Raw genomic sequence first — 15,232 nt, 5'->3', positions numbered from 1 at the left:
CTCATGACCATCCCTTTTACCCGCTGGCCTGAGGCGTTTGCCCGCCGCTACCGCGAAAAAGGCTACTGGCAGGATCTGCCGCTGACCCACATCCTGACGGATCGCGCGGACAGCGATGCCGTGGCGATAATCGACGGCGAGCGGCACATCACCTACCGCGCGTTTAATCAGGCGGTGAACAACCTCGCGTCTGCCCTTCAGGCGCAGGGGCTGCACCGCGGCGAGACCGCGCTGGTGCAGCTCGGCAACGTGGCCGAGTTCTACATCACCTTCTTCGCGCTGCTGCAAATCGGCGTCGCGCCGGTCAATGCGCTCTTCAGCCATCAGAGCAGCGAGCTGAACGCCTACGCGGAGCAGATCAAACCCGCCGTGCTGATTGCCGATCGCGACCACGCGCTGTTTGCGGGCGATGACTTTCTCAACGCCTTTGAGGATGCGCACCGCTCGGCACGCGTCGTACTCCTGCGCGGCGATAAGGCTGACCACGCCCTGGAAGCGGCGATTGCGCGTCCGGCGGACAACTTCATCCCGAACCCGACGCCCGCCGACGAGGTGGCCTTCTTCCAGCTCTCCGGCGGCAGCACCGGCACGCCGAAGCTGATCCCGCGCACGCATAACGATTACGACTACAGCATTCGCCGCAGCAACGAGATCTGCGGCATTACCGCTGAAACGCGTTACCTGAACGCGCTGCCCGCGGCGCATAACTACGCCATGAGCTCGCCGGGATCGTTAGGCGTCTTCACCGCGGGCGGCTGCGTGGTGCTGGCGAACGATCCGAGCGCCACGCTCTGCTTCCCGCTGATTGAACGGCATCAGATTAACGTCACCTCGCTGGTCCCCCCGGCGGTGAGCCTCTGGCTGCAGGCGATTGCCGACGGCGCGGGGAACGCGCAGCTCACTTCCCTCAGGCTGCTGCAGGTGGGGGGCGCACGCCTCTCCGCCACGCTTGCGGCGCGCATTCCGGCGGAAATCGGCTGCCAGCTTCAGCAGGTGTTCGGCATGGCGGAAGGGCTGGTGAACTACACCGCGCTCGACGACGCGCCGGAACGCATCATCAACACCCAGGGCCGCCCGATGTGCCCGGACGACGAAGTGTGGGTGGCGGACGAGCACGGCAACCCGCTGCCGCGCGGTGAGGTTGGGCGTCTGATGACGCGCGGGCCGTATACCTTCCGCGGCTATTTCAACAGCCCGGAACACAACGCCAGCGCCTTTGACGCCGACGGCTTTTACTGCTCCGGCGATCTGATTGCCATTGACGAGCAGGGCTACATCACCGTGCAGGGGCGCGAGAAGGATCAGATCAACCGCGGCGGCGAGAAGATCGCCGCCGAAGAGATCGAAAACCTGCTGCTGCGGCACGAGGCGGTGATCCACGCCGCGCTGGTAAGCATGGAGGACAGCCTGCTGGGCGAAAAAAGCTGCGCGTATCTGGTGGTGAAACAGCCGCTGCGCGCGGTCGAGGTGCGCCGCTTCCTGCGCGAGCAGGGCGTTGCCGAATTCAAGCTGCCGGACCGCGTGGAGAGCGTGGATGCGCTCCCGCTGACGCCGGTCGGCAAAGTCGATAAGAAACAGTTGCGCCTGTGGCTCGCTGAACGCGCCCGGGGCTGAGGAACAGAGTATGGCCATTCCAAAATTAACCGCTTACGCGTTGCCGACCGCCGCAGAGCTGCCGACCAACAAGGTGAACTGGAGCTTTGAGCCGGAGCGCGCCGCGCTGTTGATCCACGATATGCAGGAGTATTTCCTGAACTTCTGGGGCGAAAACAGCGCGATGATGCAGCAGGTGGTGGCGAATATCGCCAGACTGCGCGCTTACTGCAAAGCACACCATATTCCGGTCTACTACACCGCGCAGCCGAAAGAGCAGAGCGATGAAGACCGCGCCCTGCTGAACGATATGTGGGGGCCAGGACTGACCCGCTCGCCGGAGCAGCAGCGTATCGTCGCTGAACTGACGCCGGACGAAGCCGACACGGTGCTGGTGAAGTGGCGCTACAGCGCGTTCCACCGCTCGCCGCTGGAGCAGATGCTGAAAGAGACGGGCCGCAACCAGCTGCTGATTACCGGCGTCTACGCCCATATCGGCTGCATGACCACCGCCACCGATGCCTTTATGCGCGACATCAAGCCGTTCTTTATCGCCGACGCGCTGGCGGATTTCACCCGCGACGAGCACCTGATGTCGCTGAACTACGTGGCCGGACGCTCGGGCCGCGTGGTGATGACCGACGAGCTGCTGCCGTCCGTTCCGGCGACTAAAGCCGCGCTGCGCGAGCTGATCCTGCCGCTGCTGGATGAGTCCGACGAGCCAATGGATGAAGAAAACCTGATCGACTACGGCCTGGACTCGGTGCGCATGATGGCGCTGGCCGCCCGCTGGCGCAAAGTGCACGGCGATATTGATTTCGTGATGCTGGCAAAAAATCCAACAATCGACGCCTGGTGGGCGCTGCTCTCCCGCGAGGTGAAGTGATGGGTTTTGATTTTACCGGCAAGACCGTCTGGGTGACGGGCGCGGGGAAGGGGATTGGCTACGCGACGGCGCTGGCCTTTGTGGAGGCAGGCGCACAGGTGACCGGCTTCGATCTGGCGTTTCCGCTGGGTGATTATCCTTTCGCCACCGAAACGCTGGACGTGGCGGATTTTGCTCAGGTCAGCGATGCGTGTGGCCGTTTGCTTAATACCCTTGAGCGGCTGGACGTGCTGGTCAACGCGGCGGGCATTTTGCGCATGGGGGCGACGGATCGGCTCTCGCAGGAGGACTGGCAGCAGACCTTTGCGGTCAACGTCGGCGGCGCGTTCAACCTGTTCCAGCAGACGATGGGCCAGTTCCGCCGTCAGCAGGGCGGGGCGATAGTCACCGTGGCGTCCGACGCGGCGCACACGCCGCGCATCGGCATGAGCGCCTATGGCGCCTCGAAGGCGGCGCTGAAAAGCCTGGCCCTGACCGTCGGGCTGGAGCTGGCGGGCAGCGGCGTGCGCTGTAACCTGGTGTCGCCGGGCTCAACGGACACCGATATGCAGCGCACTCTTTGGACCCGCGACGACGCGGAGCAGCAGCGTATTCGCGGCTTTGGCGAGCAGTTCAAGCTCGGCATTCCGCTGGGCAAAATCGCCCGTCCGCAGGAGATTGCCAGCACGGTACTGTTCCTGGCGTCCGATGCCGCCAGCCATATCACCCTGCAGGATATCGTGGTGGACGGCGGCTCCACGCTGGGAGCGTAAAATGATCTGGAAACGTCATTTACCGCTCGAGGAGCTGAACGCAACCAGCCTGAACACCCTGGTGGCGCATCTCGGCATCGTCTATACCCGTATCGGCGACGACACGCTGGAAGCGGAGATGCCGGTGGATGCGCGCACCCATCAGCCGTTTGGCCTGCTGCACGGCGGCGCGTCGGCGGCGCTGGCGGAAACGCTGGGCTCAATGGCCGGTTTTCTGATGACCCGCGACGGGCAGAGCGTGGTGGGAACGGAGCTGAACGCCACGCACCATCGTGCGGTCTCTCACGGTAAGGTGCGCGGGGTGTGCCAGCCGCTGCATCTGGGCCGCTCCACCCAGAGCTGGGAGATTGTGGTATTCGACGAGCAGGGGCGGCGGTGCTGCACCTGCCGGTTGAGTACGATGGTGTTGGGTTGATATTGTGCGGTCTGTTGCCCTCACCCTAACCCTCTCCCACAGGGAGAGGGGACGGTTTAGTGCAAAATTAAAGCATAGAGACTACGCGTCTGAGTAATCGAATTCTCGGTTCAATCGACGCTTTATCCAGCCATTCCGCGGGGCTGTGGAACCCGGCGCCAATCGGCCCCAGGCCGTCGAGCGTCGGGATGCCCAGCGCGGCGGTGTGGTTGGCGTCGCTGCCGCCGCCGACCGCCTGCCAGGTGATGTCGATACCCTCCGCTTTTCCTGCCGCTTCAACCTGCTGCATCAGGGCCTGCGTCGCAACGCTGGCTGCCATCGCCGGTTTGTGATTCACCCGCGCAAGCGTCGTGGTCACGCCGTCTAAAAAGCCTTTTTCACATAACGCCTCCAGCGCCTGATTCACCCGGTCGTACTCGTCGTTTTCCCAGAAGCGCACGTCGAGTTCGGCTACGGCGTTATCCGCGACCACGTTGGCCGCGCTGCCGCCGTTAATCACCCCGACGTTGAGCGTAGTGCCGCGATCCCAGTCGGTTAGCGCATTAATGGCGATAACGCTGTTGGCCAGGGCGGTAATCGCCGAGCGGCCTTTCTCCGGGTCGTTGCCCGCGTGTGCCGCCACGCCGCTGAAGGTGAGGTGATAGCCCGCCATCCCTTTACGCGCTTTCACCAGCGAACCGTCGGCGCGGGCGGCTTCGCAGACCAGCACGCAGCGGGAACGCTTAGCCAGCTCGCCGATCCATTCGTGGGAGTGCACCGAGCCGGTCTCTTCGTCCGGGTTCATCGCCACGGCAATCGCGAGACGATCTTTGTCCGCGGCGTCGAGCCCGCGCATCGCCCACAAAATATTCAGAAGTCCGCTCTTCATATCCGAGACGCCGGGGCCGTACAGGCGGGTATCGTCCTCGCTCATCGGACGCTCGGCGACGGTGCCGGGGGCAAACACGGTATCCAGGTGCCCGACCAGCAGCACGTCAAAGCGTTCCGCCTGCGGCTTGTTGCTGACGAACACGCCGGGGCCCACCTTATCGCCCAGATTCACCTGCTCGGTGTGCCACCCCTCGCGCTGCCAGAGCTGCTGCATAATGCCTGCCACGGCGGCAACGCCCGCAATGGTCTGGGTGCCGCAGTCCACGTTCACCAGGGTTTTCAGCTCTTCAATATAGTGGTCAAGATTCATATTCACGTCCTGTTCAGAGAATAATGCGCATCAGCAGCATGGCTAAAAACGCGTTGACTACCGAGATGGCGATCATCAGCGGGATACGTTTGGCGCGGGTGCCGATCACGCCCAGAATGCGGCCCAGATACTGCACCTGCGAGCCCATCAGGTAGATGGCGGGTGCCAGGATCGCCAGGTGCTCGCCGGTGATAATGCCTTTATCAAACAGGCCGATGGCGACGCCGATCCCGCCGCCCATCGACATCCAGCCGCCAATCAGCACGGCGGCGGCCTCACCCGGCAGGCCGAACAGGCCCATCAATGGGGCGAAGATCATGCCCAGCCCTTTCAGGGCACCGGTAATTTCCAGCGCTTTGATGATGATAAACGCCATCACCACGTTGGGCAGGGTGCTGCCGGTCGCAATGCTCCAGCCCTTGCGCGCGCCTTCGACGAAGACATCGGTAATCACGGGGTTAGACTGTGGGGCACTCATGCGGCGTCTCCTTTACGGGTGAAGGACAGGATCAAGCGCAGCAGATTTGCGCCCACGATTTTCATGATGAACATGACGGCGATACAGGCTCCGATGGACGTGGGAACCGCCGCCGTGCCGTCAACGGCAACCAGCGTGAAGAGGATCGCCCCGGAAGAGAAAAAGTTGGTGATCATCGCCCCGGCGGAAAACTGGAACATGGCGAAAACGTCCTTCTCTTTTTCGCTGATTTGCCCTTCGTCTGACAGATTGCGGGTCAGCGACGCGCCCACGTCGGTGCTTTGCAGGCTGCCAATCAGCGCGAGCCCGGTGGTGCCGGGAATGCCCAGCAGCGGGCGCAGCAGCGGGGTTAAGAGTTTGCGGGCGGCACGCAGCGCGCCGTAGTGCTCCAGCACGTTGATCATCCCCAGCGCGAACATCACCGCGGGAATTAAACCGAGCGCGAAGAGAAACCCGTCCATCGCGCCGCTGCCGCCGGTGCCGCGAAAGGCGCTGCTGGCTGTCGTCAGGGTGCCGTCATCCAGGCTGGCTTTACTGACCACTTTGCCAAACGCACCGTTGAGGGTGGTGAAATCAAAGACGCCGTACCACTCTTTTCCGCCTAACAGGCCGGAGAAGAAAACGGCTGCAAACGCCAGGGCGAAGTACGCGCCCGGCCCGACCTTATGATCCTGAGGTACAGAACTGTTCATATCCTTTTCCTTGTAAGCGCGCGATTGCGCAGGATCATTCTGGCGAGGTTATGAGCAAAAAAAATGATACAAATCATTCCGTAAGGCCGCGTCTGGCTGAAAAAGGCAAAAGTGTGACCGAGGACGTCGCGAAAGTGATCGGCTTAACAATGTGGTGTAAATGTCTGGTTTGACCACGCATTATTGCGTTTCAAAGTTGTTAAATTTTCGGCGTTGTTCTAGAAACAAAATGTAACATCTCACTGTTTCACAACAACGGATAACCACTATGAACAACTCAGGGAAATACCTTACATGGGCAGGGCTCTCCGTTGTGGGAGCCTTTGCCCTGGGCTATATCGCCCTCAATCGGGGGGAACAGATCAACGCGCTCTGGATCGTCGTCGCCTCCGTCTGCATTTATCTGATCGCGTACCGTTTTTATGGCCGCTATATCGCGAAGAACGTATTAGGCGTTGACGCGACGCGCATGACGCCTGCCGTCCGCCATAACGACGGGCTGGACTACGTGCCGACCGACAAAAAAGTGCTGTTTGGCCACCACTTTGCGGCAATTGCCGGAGCGGGCCCGCTGGTGGGGCCGGTGCTGGCGGCGCAGATGGGGTACCTGCCTGGGATGATCTGGATCCTCGCGGGCGTGGTGCTGGCGGGCGCGGTGCAGGACTTTATGGTGCTGTTCGTCTCGACCCGCCGCGACGGGCGTTCGCTGGGTGAGCTGGTGAAAGAGGAGATGGGGGCAACCGCCGGGGTGATTGCGCTGGTGGCGACCTTTATGATCATGGTGATCATCCTCGCGGTGCTGGCGATGATCGTGGTGAAAGCGCTGACCCACAGCCCGTGGGGAACCTATACCGTTGCCTTCACCATTCCGCTGGCGCTGTTTATGGGGGTCTACATTCGCTACCTGCGCCCGGGGCGCATTGGTGAAGTGTCGGTGATTGGTCTGGTATTCCTGGTGTTCGCCATTATCTCCGGCGGCTGGGTGGCGGAAAGCCCGACCTGGGCGCCGTTCTTCGACTTTACCGGCGTGCAGCTGACCTGGATGCTGGTGGGCTACGGCTTTGTGGCGGCGGTGCTGCCGGTGTGGCTGCTGCTGGCTCCGCGTGACTACCTCTCCACCTTCCTGAAAATCGGCACCATCATCGGGCTGGCGATCGGCATTCTGATTATGCGCCCGACCCTGACCATGCCCGCGCTGACCAAATTTATTGACGGTACCGGCCCGGTCTGGACCGGTAACCTGTTCCCGTTCCTGTTTATCACCATCGCCTGCGGCGCGGTGTCCGGCTTCCACGCGCTGATTGCCTCCGGCACCACGCCGAAGATGCTGGCGAATGAAAATCAGGCCTGCCTGATTGGCTACGGCGGCATGCTGATGGAGTCCTTTGTTGCCATCATGGCGCTGGTCTCGGCCTGTATCATCGACCCGGGCGTGTACTTCGCGATGAACAGCCCGATGGCGGTGCTGGCGCCTGCCGGAACCGTTGACGTGGTGGCATCCGCCGCGCAGGTGGTAAGCGGCTGGGGCTTTGCGATTACCCCTGATACGTTGACGAGCATCGCCAGTGAAGTGGGCGAGCAGTCGATTATCTCCCGTGCGGGCGGGGCGCCGACGCTGGCAGTGGGGATGGCCTACATCCTGCACGGCGCGCTGGGCGGGCTGATGGACGTCTCCTTCTGGTATCACTTCGCCATCCTGTTCGAGGCGCTGTTTATCCTGACGGCGGTGGATGCGGGAACCCGCGCGGCGCGCTTTATGCTCCAGGATCTGCTGGGCGTGATCTCCCCGAACCTGAAGCGTACCGATTCGCTCCCGGCGAACCTGCTGGCAACGGCGCTGTGCGTGCTGGCGTGGGGATACTTCCTGCACCAGGGCGTGGTCGATCCGCTGGGCGGGATTAACACCCTGTGGCCGCTGTTCGGTATCGCCAACCAGATGCTGGCGGGCATGGCGCTGATGCTCTGCGCGGTGGTGCTGTTCAAGATGAAGCGCCAGCGTTACGCCTGGGTGGCATTAGTGCCAACCGCATGGCTGCTGATCTGTACCCTGACGGCGGGCTGGCAGAAAGCCTTCAGCCCGGACAACAAGGTGGGCTTCCTGGCGATCGCCAACAAGTTCCAGGCGATGATCGACAGCGGTAAGATCCCGGCGCAGTACACCGAGTCGCAGCTGTCGCAGCTGGTGTTCAACAACCGTCTGGACGCCGGGCTGACCATCTTCTTTATGGTGGTGGTTGTGGTGCTGGCGTTGTATTCTCTCAAGACCGCGCTGGCGGCGTTGAAAAACGATAAGCCAACGGCGAAAGAGACGCCGTACGAGCCGATGCCTGAAAACCTGGAAGAGATTGTCACCCAGGCCAAAGGGGCGCATTAACCTGTGTGCCGGGTGGCGCTAGCGCTTACCCGGCCTACTTTTCTTATCCTCCCTCTCCCTTTGGGAGAGGGCCGGGGTGAGGGAAACAAACGAGAAATGACTTATGTTCGACACCCTTTCCAAAGCAGGTAAGTACCTGGGCCAGGCCGCCAAAATGATGATTGGCGTGCCGGACTACGACAACTACGTCGAGCATATGCGCGTCAACCATCCGGACCAGACGCCCATGACCTACGAAGAATTTTTCCGCGACCGTCAGGACGCCCGCTACGGCGGCAAGGGCGGGGCTAAGTGCTGTTAACCCTCTTTCGGTAAATAGAGGCTGATCTGCTCCTGCTTGCAGCCATAAATTGCCGCCAGCTTTTCGCGGGTGCGCTTTTGCGGACGGGAGTCCAGCGCTTCAAGCTGTGACACGGCGGACTGGGTGATGCCGAGTTTTTCCGCCACCTCCTGCTGGGACATGCCGCGCAGGATACGCCACGCGGCCTGCAGGCTGACGTTCTCGTTATGCATGACGTCGCATACTTCACCAGGTAATCCTACGTCATCATAACAATCGTGTTCGACTTCAATATCCTCTAGATCATCATCGGTTTCGTCGTCAATTTCTGCCATCTGTAAGCACATACGAAAGTATTCATCATAGGGAATAACGACGTACTGCGCTTTTCCGTCATCGTCCTTAATTAGCTGAACAGCCATAGGGGGCTTTCTCCTCGTGAAGGTAGGTCGTTGATGTTCTGCGCTTGACGGCCAAAACATAACAATGGTTATCGGGATCGTCCCGAAGTGTAATCAGAATGCGGTAATCACCAACGCGTAGCCGGAAATGATTTTCTGTTGCCGATATTTTTTTGATATCGGGCCGGGGAGCTGAGCGATCGTCCAGCTCAGCAAGTTTTGCTTTGATTCTTCGCTGATATCGGCCATCGATTTTGGAAAACTCTTTCTTTGCATTCTTTGACCAGACAATCTTCATCCGTACCTCCACTGTACGCCCACACAAAATATAAGGAAATAATAAGACTATTAGATAAATTCCGAATTTCTAATGGGGTACTGTAGAGCGGAGAAAAAACGGGAGAAAGCGGCAAAACGCGAACCGTCGAGGGCGCTCGGAAACGCCTCTGCCGGGCGACAGAGGCTTGCACGGAATATGCGATCAGGCGTTCAAACCGCCGTCCACGTCCAGACCGGTACCGGAGATCTGCCCGGCAAGCGGGCTGGCGAGAAATGTGACCGCCGCCGCGATGTCTTCCGGCTGGCCGTAGTGACCCAGCGCAATAAGCTGACGCTGAGAGTCAGCCTGTTCGCCGTCTTCCGGGTTCATATCGCTGTTGGTGGGGCCGGGGTGGACCAGGTTAACGGTAATGCCGCGCGGCCCTAAATCACGGGCCAGTCCGCGGGTGAGGGAGTTAAGGGCCGATTTGGTCATCGAGTAAACCGCGATCCCCGGCTGCGCCACGCGGTTCGCCAGACAGCTGCCGATGTTGATAATGCGCCCGCCGTCGGACATGTGCACCAGCGCTTCCTGAATGGCGATTACCACGCCGCGAATGTTGACGTTGATAAGGGCGTCAATATCCGCCAGCGTCATGGATTCCAGCGGGCCGCCGCGCGCGATCCCGGCGTTATTGACCAGAATATCCAGCCCGCCAAGGGAACGCGCCGCATGGGTGACGGCATCCTGAATCGCCTGCGCGCTGGCGCTGTCCGCCTGCACGGCTTCGCCGTGTCGTCCCAGCGCCTTAATCTCATCGGCGACCGCCTGGGCTTTATCGGCCGATTTTTCATACGTAATAATCACATCCGCACCGGCGCGCGCCAGCGAGAGTGCAATTGCCCGACCCAACCCGCGGCTGGCACCGGTAACCAGCGCCTTTTTACCTGTTAAATCGATCTGCATGATGACCTCGTTACGAGAGTGGTAAGAATCATCATTAGGTATAGACGGTCAGGGCGATTAACGGCTGAAGGATTCCACTTTCTCAAACGCGGCGCGCAGAACGTCAGGCGTTAACGCAACCGGCAGATAGTGAATCGACTCCACCGGGCGCAGGGTGTGGGCAATGACCTTATCCAGCGCTTCCCGGTTATTGATGTCGACGTCCAGCTCGCGAAGCGTGGTCGGCAGGTTAAAACGCTGGTATGCCGCCACCAGCTGCGCCAGCACGTCGTCCTGGCCGAGCAGGGCGCTCTGCACCAGAATGCCGTAGGCTACCTTGGTGCCGTGCAGGTATTTTTCCGTCTGCGGCAGCACGGTTAAGCCGTTGTGTACCGCATGCGCCGCCGCCACGCGCGTATAGCGTTCACCCAGGCCGCCGACCATCCCGCCACCGGCGATAATCGCATCTACCACGTCCCGGAACGCCTGCGTCTGGTCACCGCGCTGCTGGTCGGCCAGCGCCTCTTCGCTGCGCGTCAGCAGCACGTCGCGGATCGCCAGCGCGCCGTTGATGCCCAGCCGCACGGTCAGCGGCAGGTTCTCCGGCTCAGGTGCCAATACCACCGCTTCGTACCACTTCGCCAGCGTATCGCCGATGCCCGCGAGCAGATATTCCGCCGGGGCGTTAAGGACGATCTGCGGCTCCACCAGCACCAGGAAGTTAGCGTCGTCGAAGATCTCAAAATGCAGCGCCTGACCGGCATCGTTGTACCAGACGGAGAGCGGGGTCCACGCCGCGCAGGTGGCGGCAATGGTGGGAATACCCACGAACGGCACCCCTAAGCGGCGCGCCACGGCCTTCACGGTATCCATTACCGCGCCGCCGCCGACGCCAATCACCACGCTGGCGTCGCTGCCGGATTCATTCACCAGATGGGTGACGTCGCGCTCGCTGCAGTGGCCTTTAAACAGCAGGCGTTTCGCCCCCGGCGCGTTAAAGCTCTCCGGCAGGAAAGGGCGCGCGCCTTCGATAGCGCGCTCGCCGTAGATCCACACCGCGCGGGAAAGCTGTTCCGGAGTAAAGAAGTTATCCAGCTGCGTCAGGCTTCCGGAATGTGAGAAGTAGTTCGCCGGGCCAGGCACGACGCGGATATCGGTGTTGCTCATGGTGTTGTCCTTTTTTAGCAAGCGCTAACCCGATGTTATGTCTGGACATCCGGATGGCTAATAATATTTCGCTTTATCTTATGCCTTTTCCGTCGTTGTCAGTCAACCGGAGCTGTGAAAAATTCGATAAATCAGAAGAGTAATGAAGGATTTACGCGGATGGTTTCCAGTCGCCTTGAGATGCGCGGTATCAGCCTGGCCTTTTCCGGCTTTCAGGCGCTGTCGCGCGTGAATTTCACCTTAACCGGCGGATCCGTACATGCGCTGACCGGTGCCAACGGCGCGGGGAAATCGACCCTGATGGCGGTGCTGTGCGGCACGCACGACCACTATGAGGGTGAGATCAGCATTAACAACCAGCCGGTAACGATCCGCGAACCGCTTGACGCCAAACGGCTGGGGATCCACCTCGTACAGCAGGAGGTGGACGTGGCGCTGATCCCGGGGTTGAGCATTGCCGAAAACATCATGCTCGACCAGCTGGCGCAGCCGGGGCATCGCTTCAGCTGGCGCGCGATCCGCCAGCAGGCGAGACAGGCGCTGGCGCAGCTGGATGTCCCTCTGGACGTGCGCCGTTCCATCGACAGCTGTTCGCTGGCCGAAAAGCAGCAGATTTTGCTGGCGCGGGCCCTGTCCCACCACTGCCGTTTTTTGATCCTTGATGAACCCACCGCGCCGCTGGATGCGCACGAGAGCGAGCGCCTGTTTGCGGTGGTAAGACGTTTAAAGAAGCAGGGTATCGGCGTGGTGTTTATCTCCCACCGTATTCACGAGCTGAAGGCCATCTGCGACACCTTAACGGTGCTGCGCGACGGCAAGCTGATCGAGTCCGGCCCGATGGCCGATCTTAGCGGCGAAGCGATCGTCGAGAAGATGCTCGGCCACGTGCTGAGCGATATCTATCCGCCCGCGCGACCGCCGCACGGCGACGAAACGCTGCTGCGCGTTGAGGGGCTTCACGACGACGCGCTGCTAAAAGATATCTCCCTTCACCTGCGCAAAGGCGAAATTCTCGGGATTGCCGGGCTGGCGGGGGCGGGGAAAACCGAACTCTGCAAGGCGCTGTTTGGCGCCACCAAAAGCCGCGTGGCGCGCGGCGAGCTGAATCATCAGTCCTGGCAGCCGCGCGATCCGGCCGACTCCGTGCTGCGCGGTCTGGCGCTGGTGCCGGAGGAGCGCCGCAAAGAGGGCATTTTTATCGACGAGCCGGTGAGCATGAACCTTGCCGTGTGTGCGGATAACAGCTTCTCGCGCTGGAGCCTGTTTGGCCATCGTCAGGCGTGGCGCTGGGCGGAAGAGGTGATTGCCCGCGTCGGCGTGCGCGCCCGTGGTCCGGGGCAGGTGCTGCGCCGCTTATCCGGCGGCAACCAGCAGAAGGTCGCCATCGGTAAATGGCTGCGCAATGACGCTAGCGTGCTGATATTCGACGAGCCGACCAAAGGCGTGGACGTGAAGGCCAAAACCGACCTGTTCCAGCTGATTGACGGGCTGGCGCGCGAGGGCAAAGGGGTGATTTACGCCTCGGGCGAGTTTGCCGAGTTGGTCGGGCTGTGCGACCGCATCTGCGTGCTGTGGGACGGTCGCATCGTGGCGGAAATCGCCGGGGCCGAGGCCCGCGAAGAGACACTACTTTATTATTCAACCGGAGGAACGGCGTCGTGAGCAAGGCCCTTTCAGTGAACGCGGCGGCATCTGGCCGTCAGCAGATTTTCGATTTTCTCTACAGGTGGGGCATGCTGTTAACCGTCGTCGCGCTGGTGGCCGTCTTTGGCCTAGCGTCGGACAGCTTCCTCGATCCGAACAACATCATCAACATTCTGCGCTCGATTGCCATCGTGACGGTGATTGCCATTGGCGTGTCGATTTCATTGACCATCGGCGGGTTCGATCTCTCTGTCGGATCCACCGCCTCGCTGGCGAACGCGCTGGTGATTTCTCTTTTCGTCTGGCACGGCTTTGGTACCACTGAGTCGATTCTGATCACCCTCGCGCTCTGCACGCTGGTGGGGCTGTTTAACGCCTTCCTGATCGTCATCCTGCGTATTCCGGACATGCTCGCGACGCTTGCCAGCCTGTTTGTCATTCAGGGCGTGGCGATGACCTACAGCTACGGCGGATCGATTACCGAGAACATGGTGCTGCCGAGCGGCGACATGGCGGAAGGGACCATTCCGGCGGCGTTTAGCCTGCTGGGGCAGGTGCCGACCATTGTGATCGTCATGCTGGTGGTGACCGTGCTGGCGCAGCTTGGCCTCTCGTTGACCACGCACGGACGCCGGATGTACGCCATTGGCGGCAACCCCGAAGCGGCGCGTCTCTCCGGTATTCGCACCACGCGCTACAAGGTGGCGGCCTACGTGATCGCCTCGCTGCTGGCGGGCCTGGGCGGGATTTTGCTGGCGTCGCGTATCGGTTCGTCGCAGGTGAATGCGGGCGGCGGATACCTGATGGATGCGGTGGCGGCGGCGTGGATTGGTTTCTCGCTGGCAGGCTCAGGCAAGCCGAACGCGCTGGGAACCCTGGTCGGCGCGGTCATTCTCGGCGTGCTGTCGAACGGGCTGGTGATGCTCTCCGTGCCGTATTACGCCATGGACATTATAAAAGGGCTGGTGCTCGCAGTGGCACTGGCGATTACCTACATACAAAAACGCTGACAACACAACGGGATAAAAAATGAAAAAGATTGCACTCTCTTTGGTAGCACTTGGGTTGCTTACGGCTCTGCCAGGCTTCGCGGCTACGCCCGCGCCGCTTCCGGCTGCCATTGCCAACCATGACGGCCCGATCCGCATCGCGGTGATCCGTAACCTTGGCTCAGACGACAACACCACGCAGTTTATTGCCGGGGCAATTCAGGAAGGGAAAAAGCTCGGCTTTAAGGTCAGCACCTTTTTAAGCAACGGGGATGACGCCAAATTCCAGGACTTCGTGAACCAGGCGATCAGCCAGAAATATGACGGGATTATTCTCTCTCAGGGGCGCGATCCGTACTCCACCGCGCTGGTGAAGAAAGCGGTGGATGCCGGGATTAAAGTCGCCGTCTTTGATACCGCCGTTAACGGCGAGATCCCGGGCGTGACCGTCACCCAGCAGGATGATGCCTCGCTGACGAACCTCTCCTTCGGCCAGCTGGCGAAAGATTTCAACGGCAAGGCCAATATCGTCAAGCTGTGGGTGGCGGGCTTCCCGCCGATGGAGCGCCGTCAGGCAGCCTATAAAGCGCTGCAAAAGCAGTATCCGGACATCAAAGAGCTGGAGTCCATCGGCGCAGTGTCCTCTGACGTGCAGGGTGATACCGCCAACAAGGTAGGCGCGATCCTCGCGAAATACCCGAAAGGCAAAATCGACGCCATCTGGGGCACGTGGGACGCCTTCAGCCAGGGCGCGTATAAGGCGCTGAAGGAGAACGGTCGCACCGAGATCAAGCTCTACAGCATCGACATCTCCAACCAGGATCTGCAGCTGATGCGCGAACCGGGCAGTTCGTGGAAGGTGAGCGTGGCGGTGGATCCGAAGCTGATTGGCGCGACCAACGTGCGTCTGGTGGCGAACAAGATTGCCGGGGAAGCGACGCCAGCGACCTACGATTTCAAAGCGGCCGCCATTCCGCAGGCGCTGCTGGCCGCCCAGCCGGGCGCGGTGAACGTGGCGTCTCTGGGGAAAATCATTCCGGGCTGGGGCCAGACGGAAGATTTTATCGCGCCGTGGTTTGCGACGCTGGAAGCGAAAAATAAATAACACCAAGCCGGGTGGCGTCAGGTGCGGCCTGATGCCCTCACCCCGGCCCTCTCCCACAGGGAGAGGGAGAAA

General features: G+C 61.0%; 16 protein-coding genes. 9 read left to right on the top strand and 7 right to left on the bottom strand.

Translation table 11 applies throughout. The annotated features are described in order from the left end of the window. The first annotated feature begins 3 nt into the window (after positions 1-3). From entE to entH, 4 genes are read left to right on the top strand one after another with little or no spacing between them, the layout of a single operon-like run. A complete protein-coding gene (gene entE, locus KIF87_RS10860; protein ID WP_213328727.1) occupies positions 4-1,614 on the top strand; it encodes a (2,3-dihydroxybenzoyl)adenylate synthase EntE in 1,611 nt (536 codons plus the stop codon). A 10-nt stretch (positions 1,615-1,624) separates the two neighbouring features. Further along, complete coding sequence (locus tag KIF87_RS10855; RefSeq protein ID WP_213328726.1) at positions 1,625-2,479, top strand: isochorismatase; 855 nt, start codon at positions 1,625-1,627, stop codon at positions 2,477-2,479. After that, positions 2,479-3,231, top strand: coding sequence for a 2,3-dihydro-2,3-dihydroxybenzoate dehydrogenase EntA (gene entA, locus KIF87_RS10850; RefSeq protein WP_249665869.1), 753 nt, complete (start codon positions 2,479-2,481; stop codon positions 3,229-3,231). The genes KIF87_RS10855 and entA overlap by 1 nt, the downstream gene beginning before the upstream one ends. A gap of 1 nt (position 3,232) precedes the next feature. After that, positions 3,233-3,646, top strand: a complete 414-nt coding sequence (gene entH, locus KIF87_RS10845) for a proofreading thioesterase EntH (protein ID WP_063143215.1) — start codon at positions 3,233-3,235, stop codon at positions 3,644-3,646. Positions 3,647-3,713: 67 nt separating this feature from the next. On the opposite strand, the gene KIF87_RS10840 is transcribed toward entH, so the two are convergent. From KIF87_RS10840 to KIF87_RS10830, 3 genes are read right to left on the bottom strand one after another with little or no spacing between them, the layout of a single operon-like run. After that, the gene (locus KIF87_RS10840; protein ID WP_213328724.1) at positions 3,714-4,826 is read right to left on the bottom strand and encodes a M20 family metallopeptidase; all 1,113 of its coding nucleotides are present in this window, start codon (positions 4,824-4,826) and stop codon (positions 3,714-3,716) included. A 13-nt stretch (positions 4,827-4,839) separates the two neighbouring features. Continuing rightward, positions 4,840-5,304: a YjiG family protein gene (locus tag KIF87_RS10835; RefSeq protein WP_121425485.1), complete on the bottom strand. Its 465-nt coding sequence runs from the start codon at positions 5,302-5,304 to the stop codon at positions 4,840-4,842. Beyond that, the gene (locus KIF87_RS10830) at positions 5,301-5,996 is read right to left on the bottom strand and encodes a nucleoside recognition domain-containing protein (protein ID WP_010428444.1); all 696 of its coding nucleotides are present in this window, start codon (positions 5,994-5,996) and stop codon (positions 5,301-5,303) included. The genes KIF87_RS10835 and KIF87_RS10830 overlap by 4 nt, the downstream gene beginning before the upstream one ends. 268 nt (positions 5,997-6,264) lie before the next feature. Between KIF87_RS10830 and cstA the strand changes: the two genes are divergently transcribed. Both cstA and KIF87_RS10820 read left to right on the top strand, forming a co-directional pair. Continuing rightward, a complete protein-coding gene (gene cstA, locus KIF87_RS10825) occupies positions 6,265-8,370 on the top strand; it encodes a pyruvate/proton symporter CstA (protein WP_213328723.1) in 2,106 nt (701 codons plus the stop codon). Positions 8,371-8,473: 103 nt separating this feature from the next. Next, positions 8,474-8,671 carry a YbdD/YjiX family protein gene (locus KIF87_RS10820; RefSeq protein WP_006809671.1) on the top strand — a complete coding sequence of 66 codons (198 nt, stop codon included), beginning with the start codon at positions 8,474-8,476 and terminating at the stop codon, positions 8,669-8,671. Here KIF87_RS10820 and KIF87_RS10815 read toward each other — a convergent pair. The 4 genes from KIF87_RS10815 to KIF87_RS10800 form a co-directional block, all read right to left on the bottom strand. Next, a complete protein-coding gene (locus tag KIF87_RS10815) occupies positions 8,668-9,072 on the bottom strand; it encodes a helix-turn-helix domain-containing protein (protein ID WP_032661025.1) in 405 nt (134 codons plus the stop codon). The genes KIF87_RS10820 and KIF87_RS10815 overlap by 4 nt on opposite strands. Next, positions 9,053-9,349: a type II toxin-antitoxin system RelE family toxin gene (locus KIF87_RS10810; RefSeq protein ID WP_023303272.1), complete on the bottom strand. Its 297-nt coding sequence runs from the start codon at positions 9,347-9,349 to the stop codon at positions 9,053-9,055. The genes KIF87_RS10815 and KIF87_RS10810 overlap by 20 nt, the downstream gene beginning before the upstream one ends. Positions 9,350-9,532: 183 nt before the next feature. Continuing rightward, positions 9,533-10,276, bottom strand: a complete 744-nt coding sequence (locus tag KIF87_RS10805; RefSeq protein ID WP_193940251.1) for an SDR family NAD(P)-dependent oxidoreductase — start codon at positions 10,274-10,276, stop codon at positions 9,533-9,535. A gap of 57 nt (positions 10,277-10,333) precedes the next feature. Then, entirely contained in the window at positions 10,334-11,422 is a 1,089-nt protein-coding gene (locus KIF87_RS10800) for an oxidoreductase (RefSeq protein WP_213328722.1), read from the bottom strand. A gap of 159 nt (positions 11,423-11,581) precedes the next feature. On the opposite strand from KIF87_RS10800, the gene KIF87_RS10795 reads away from it, so the two are divergent. Genes KIF87_RS10795 through KIF87_RS10785 form a run of 3 tightly spaced genes read left to right on the top strand, consistent with a single transcriptional unit; the run spans position 11,582 to position 15,160 of the window. Next, positions 11,582-13,084, top strand: coding sequence for a sugar ABC transporter ATP-binding protein (locus KIF87_RS10795; protein ID WP_213328721.1), 1,503 nt, complete (start codon positions 11,582-11,584; stop codon positions 13,082-13,084). Then, complete coding sequence (locus KIF87_RS10790; protein ID WP_023334863.1) at positions 13,081-14,076, top strand: ABC transporter permease; 996 nt, start codon at positions 13,081-13,083, stop codon at positions 14,074-14,076. The genes KIF87_RS10795 and KIF87_RS10790 overlap by 4 nt, the downstream gene beginning before the upstream one ends. A 19-nt stretch (positions 14,077-14,095) precedes the next feature. Further along, positions 14,096-15,160, top strand: a complete 1,065-nt coding sequence (locus KIF87_RS10785) for a sugar ABC transporter substrate-binding protein (RefSeq protein ID WP_213328720.1) — start codon at positions 14,096-14,098, stop codon at positions 15,158-15,160. The last annotated feature ends 72 nt before the right edge of the window (positions 15,161-15,232 follow it).

Source organism: Enterobacter sp. 120016 (assembly GCF_018383635.1).
Taxonomy (GTDB): Bacteria; Pseudomonadota; Gammaproteobacteria; order Enterobacterales; family Enterobacteriaceae; genus Enterobacter; species Enterobacter asburiae_D.
The sequence above is the reverse complement of the archived record's forward strand: the minus strand, read 5'-3'. Positions and strand labels throughout refer to the sequence as shown.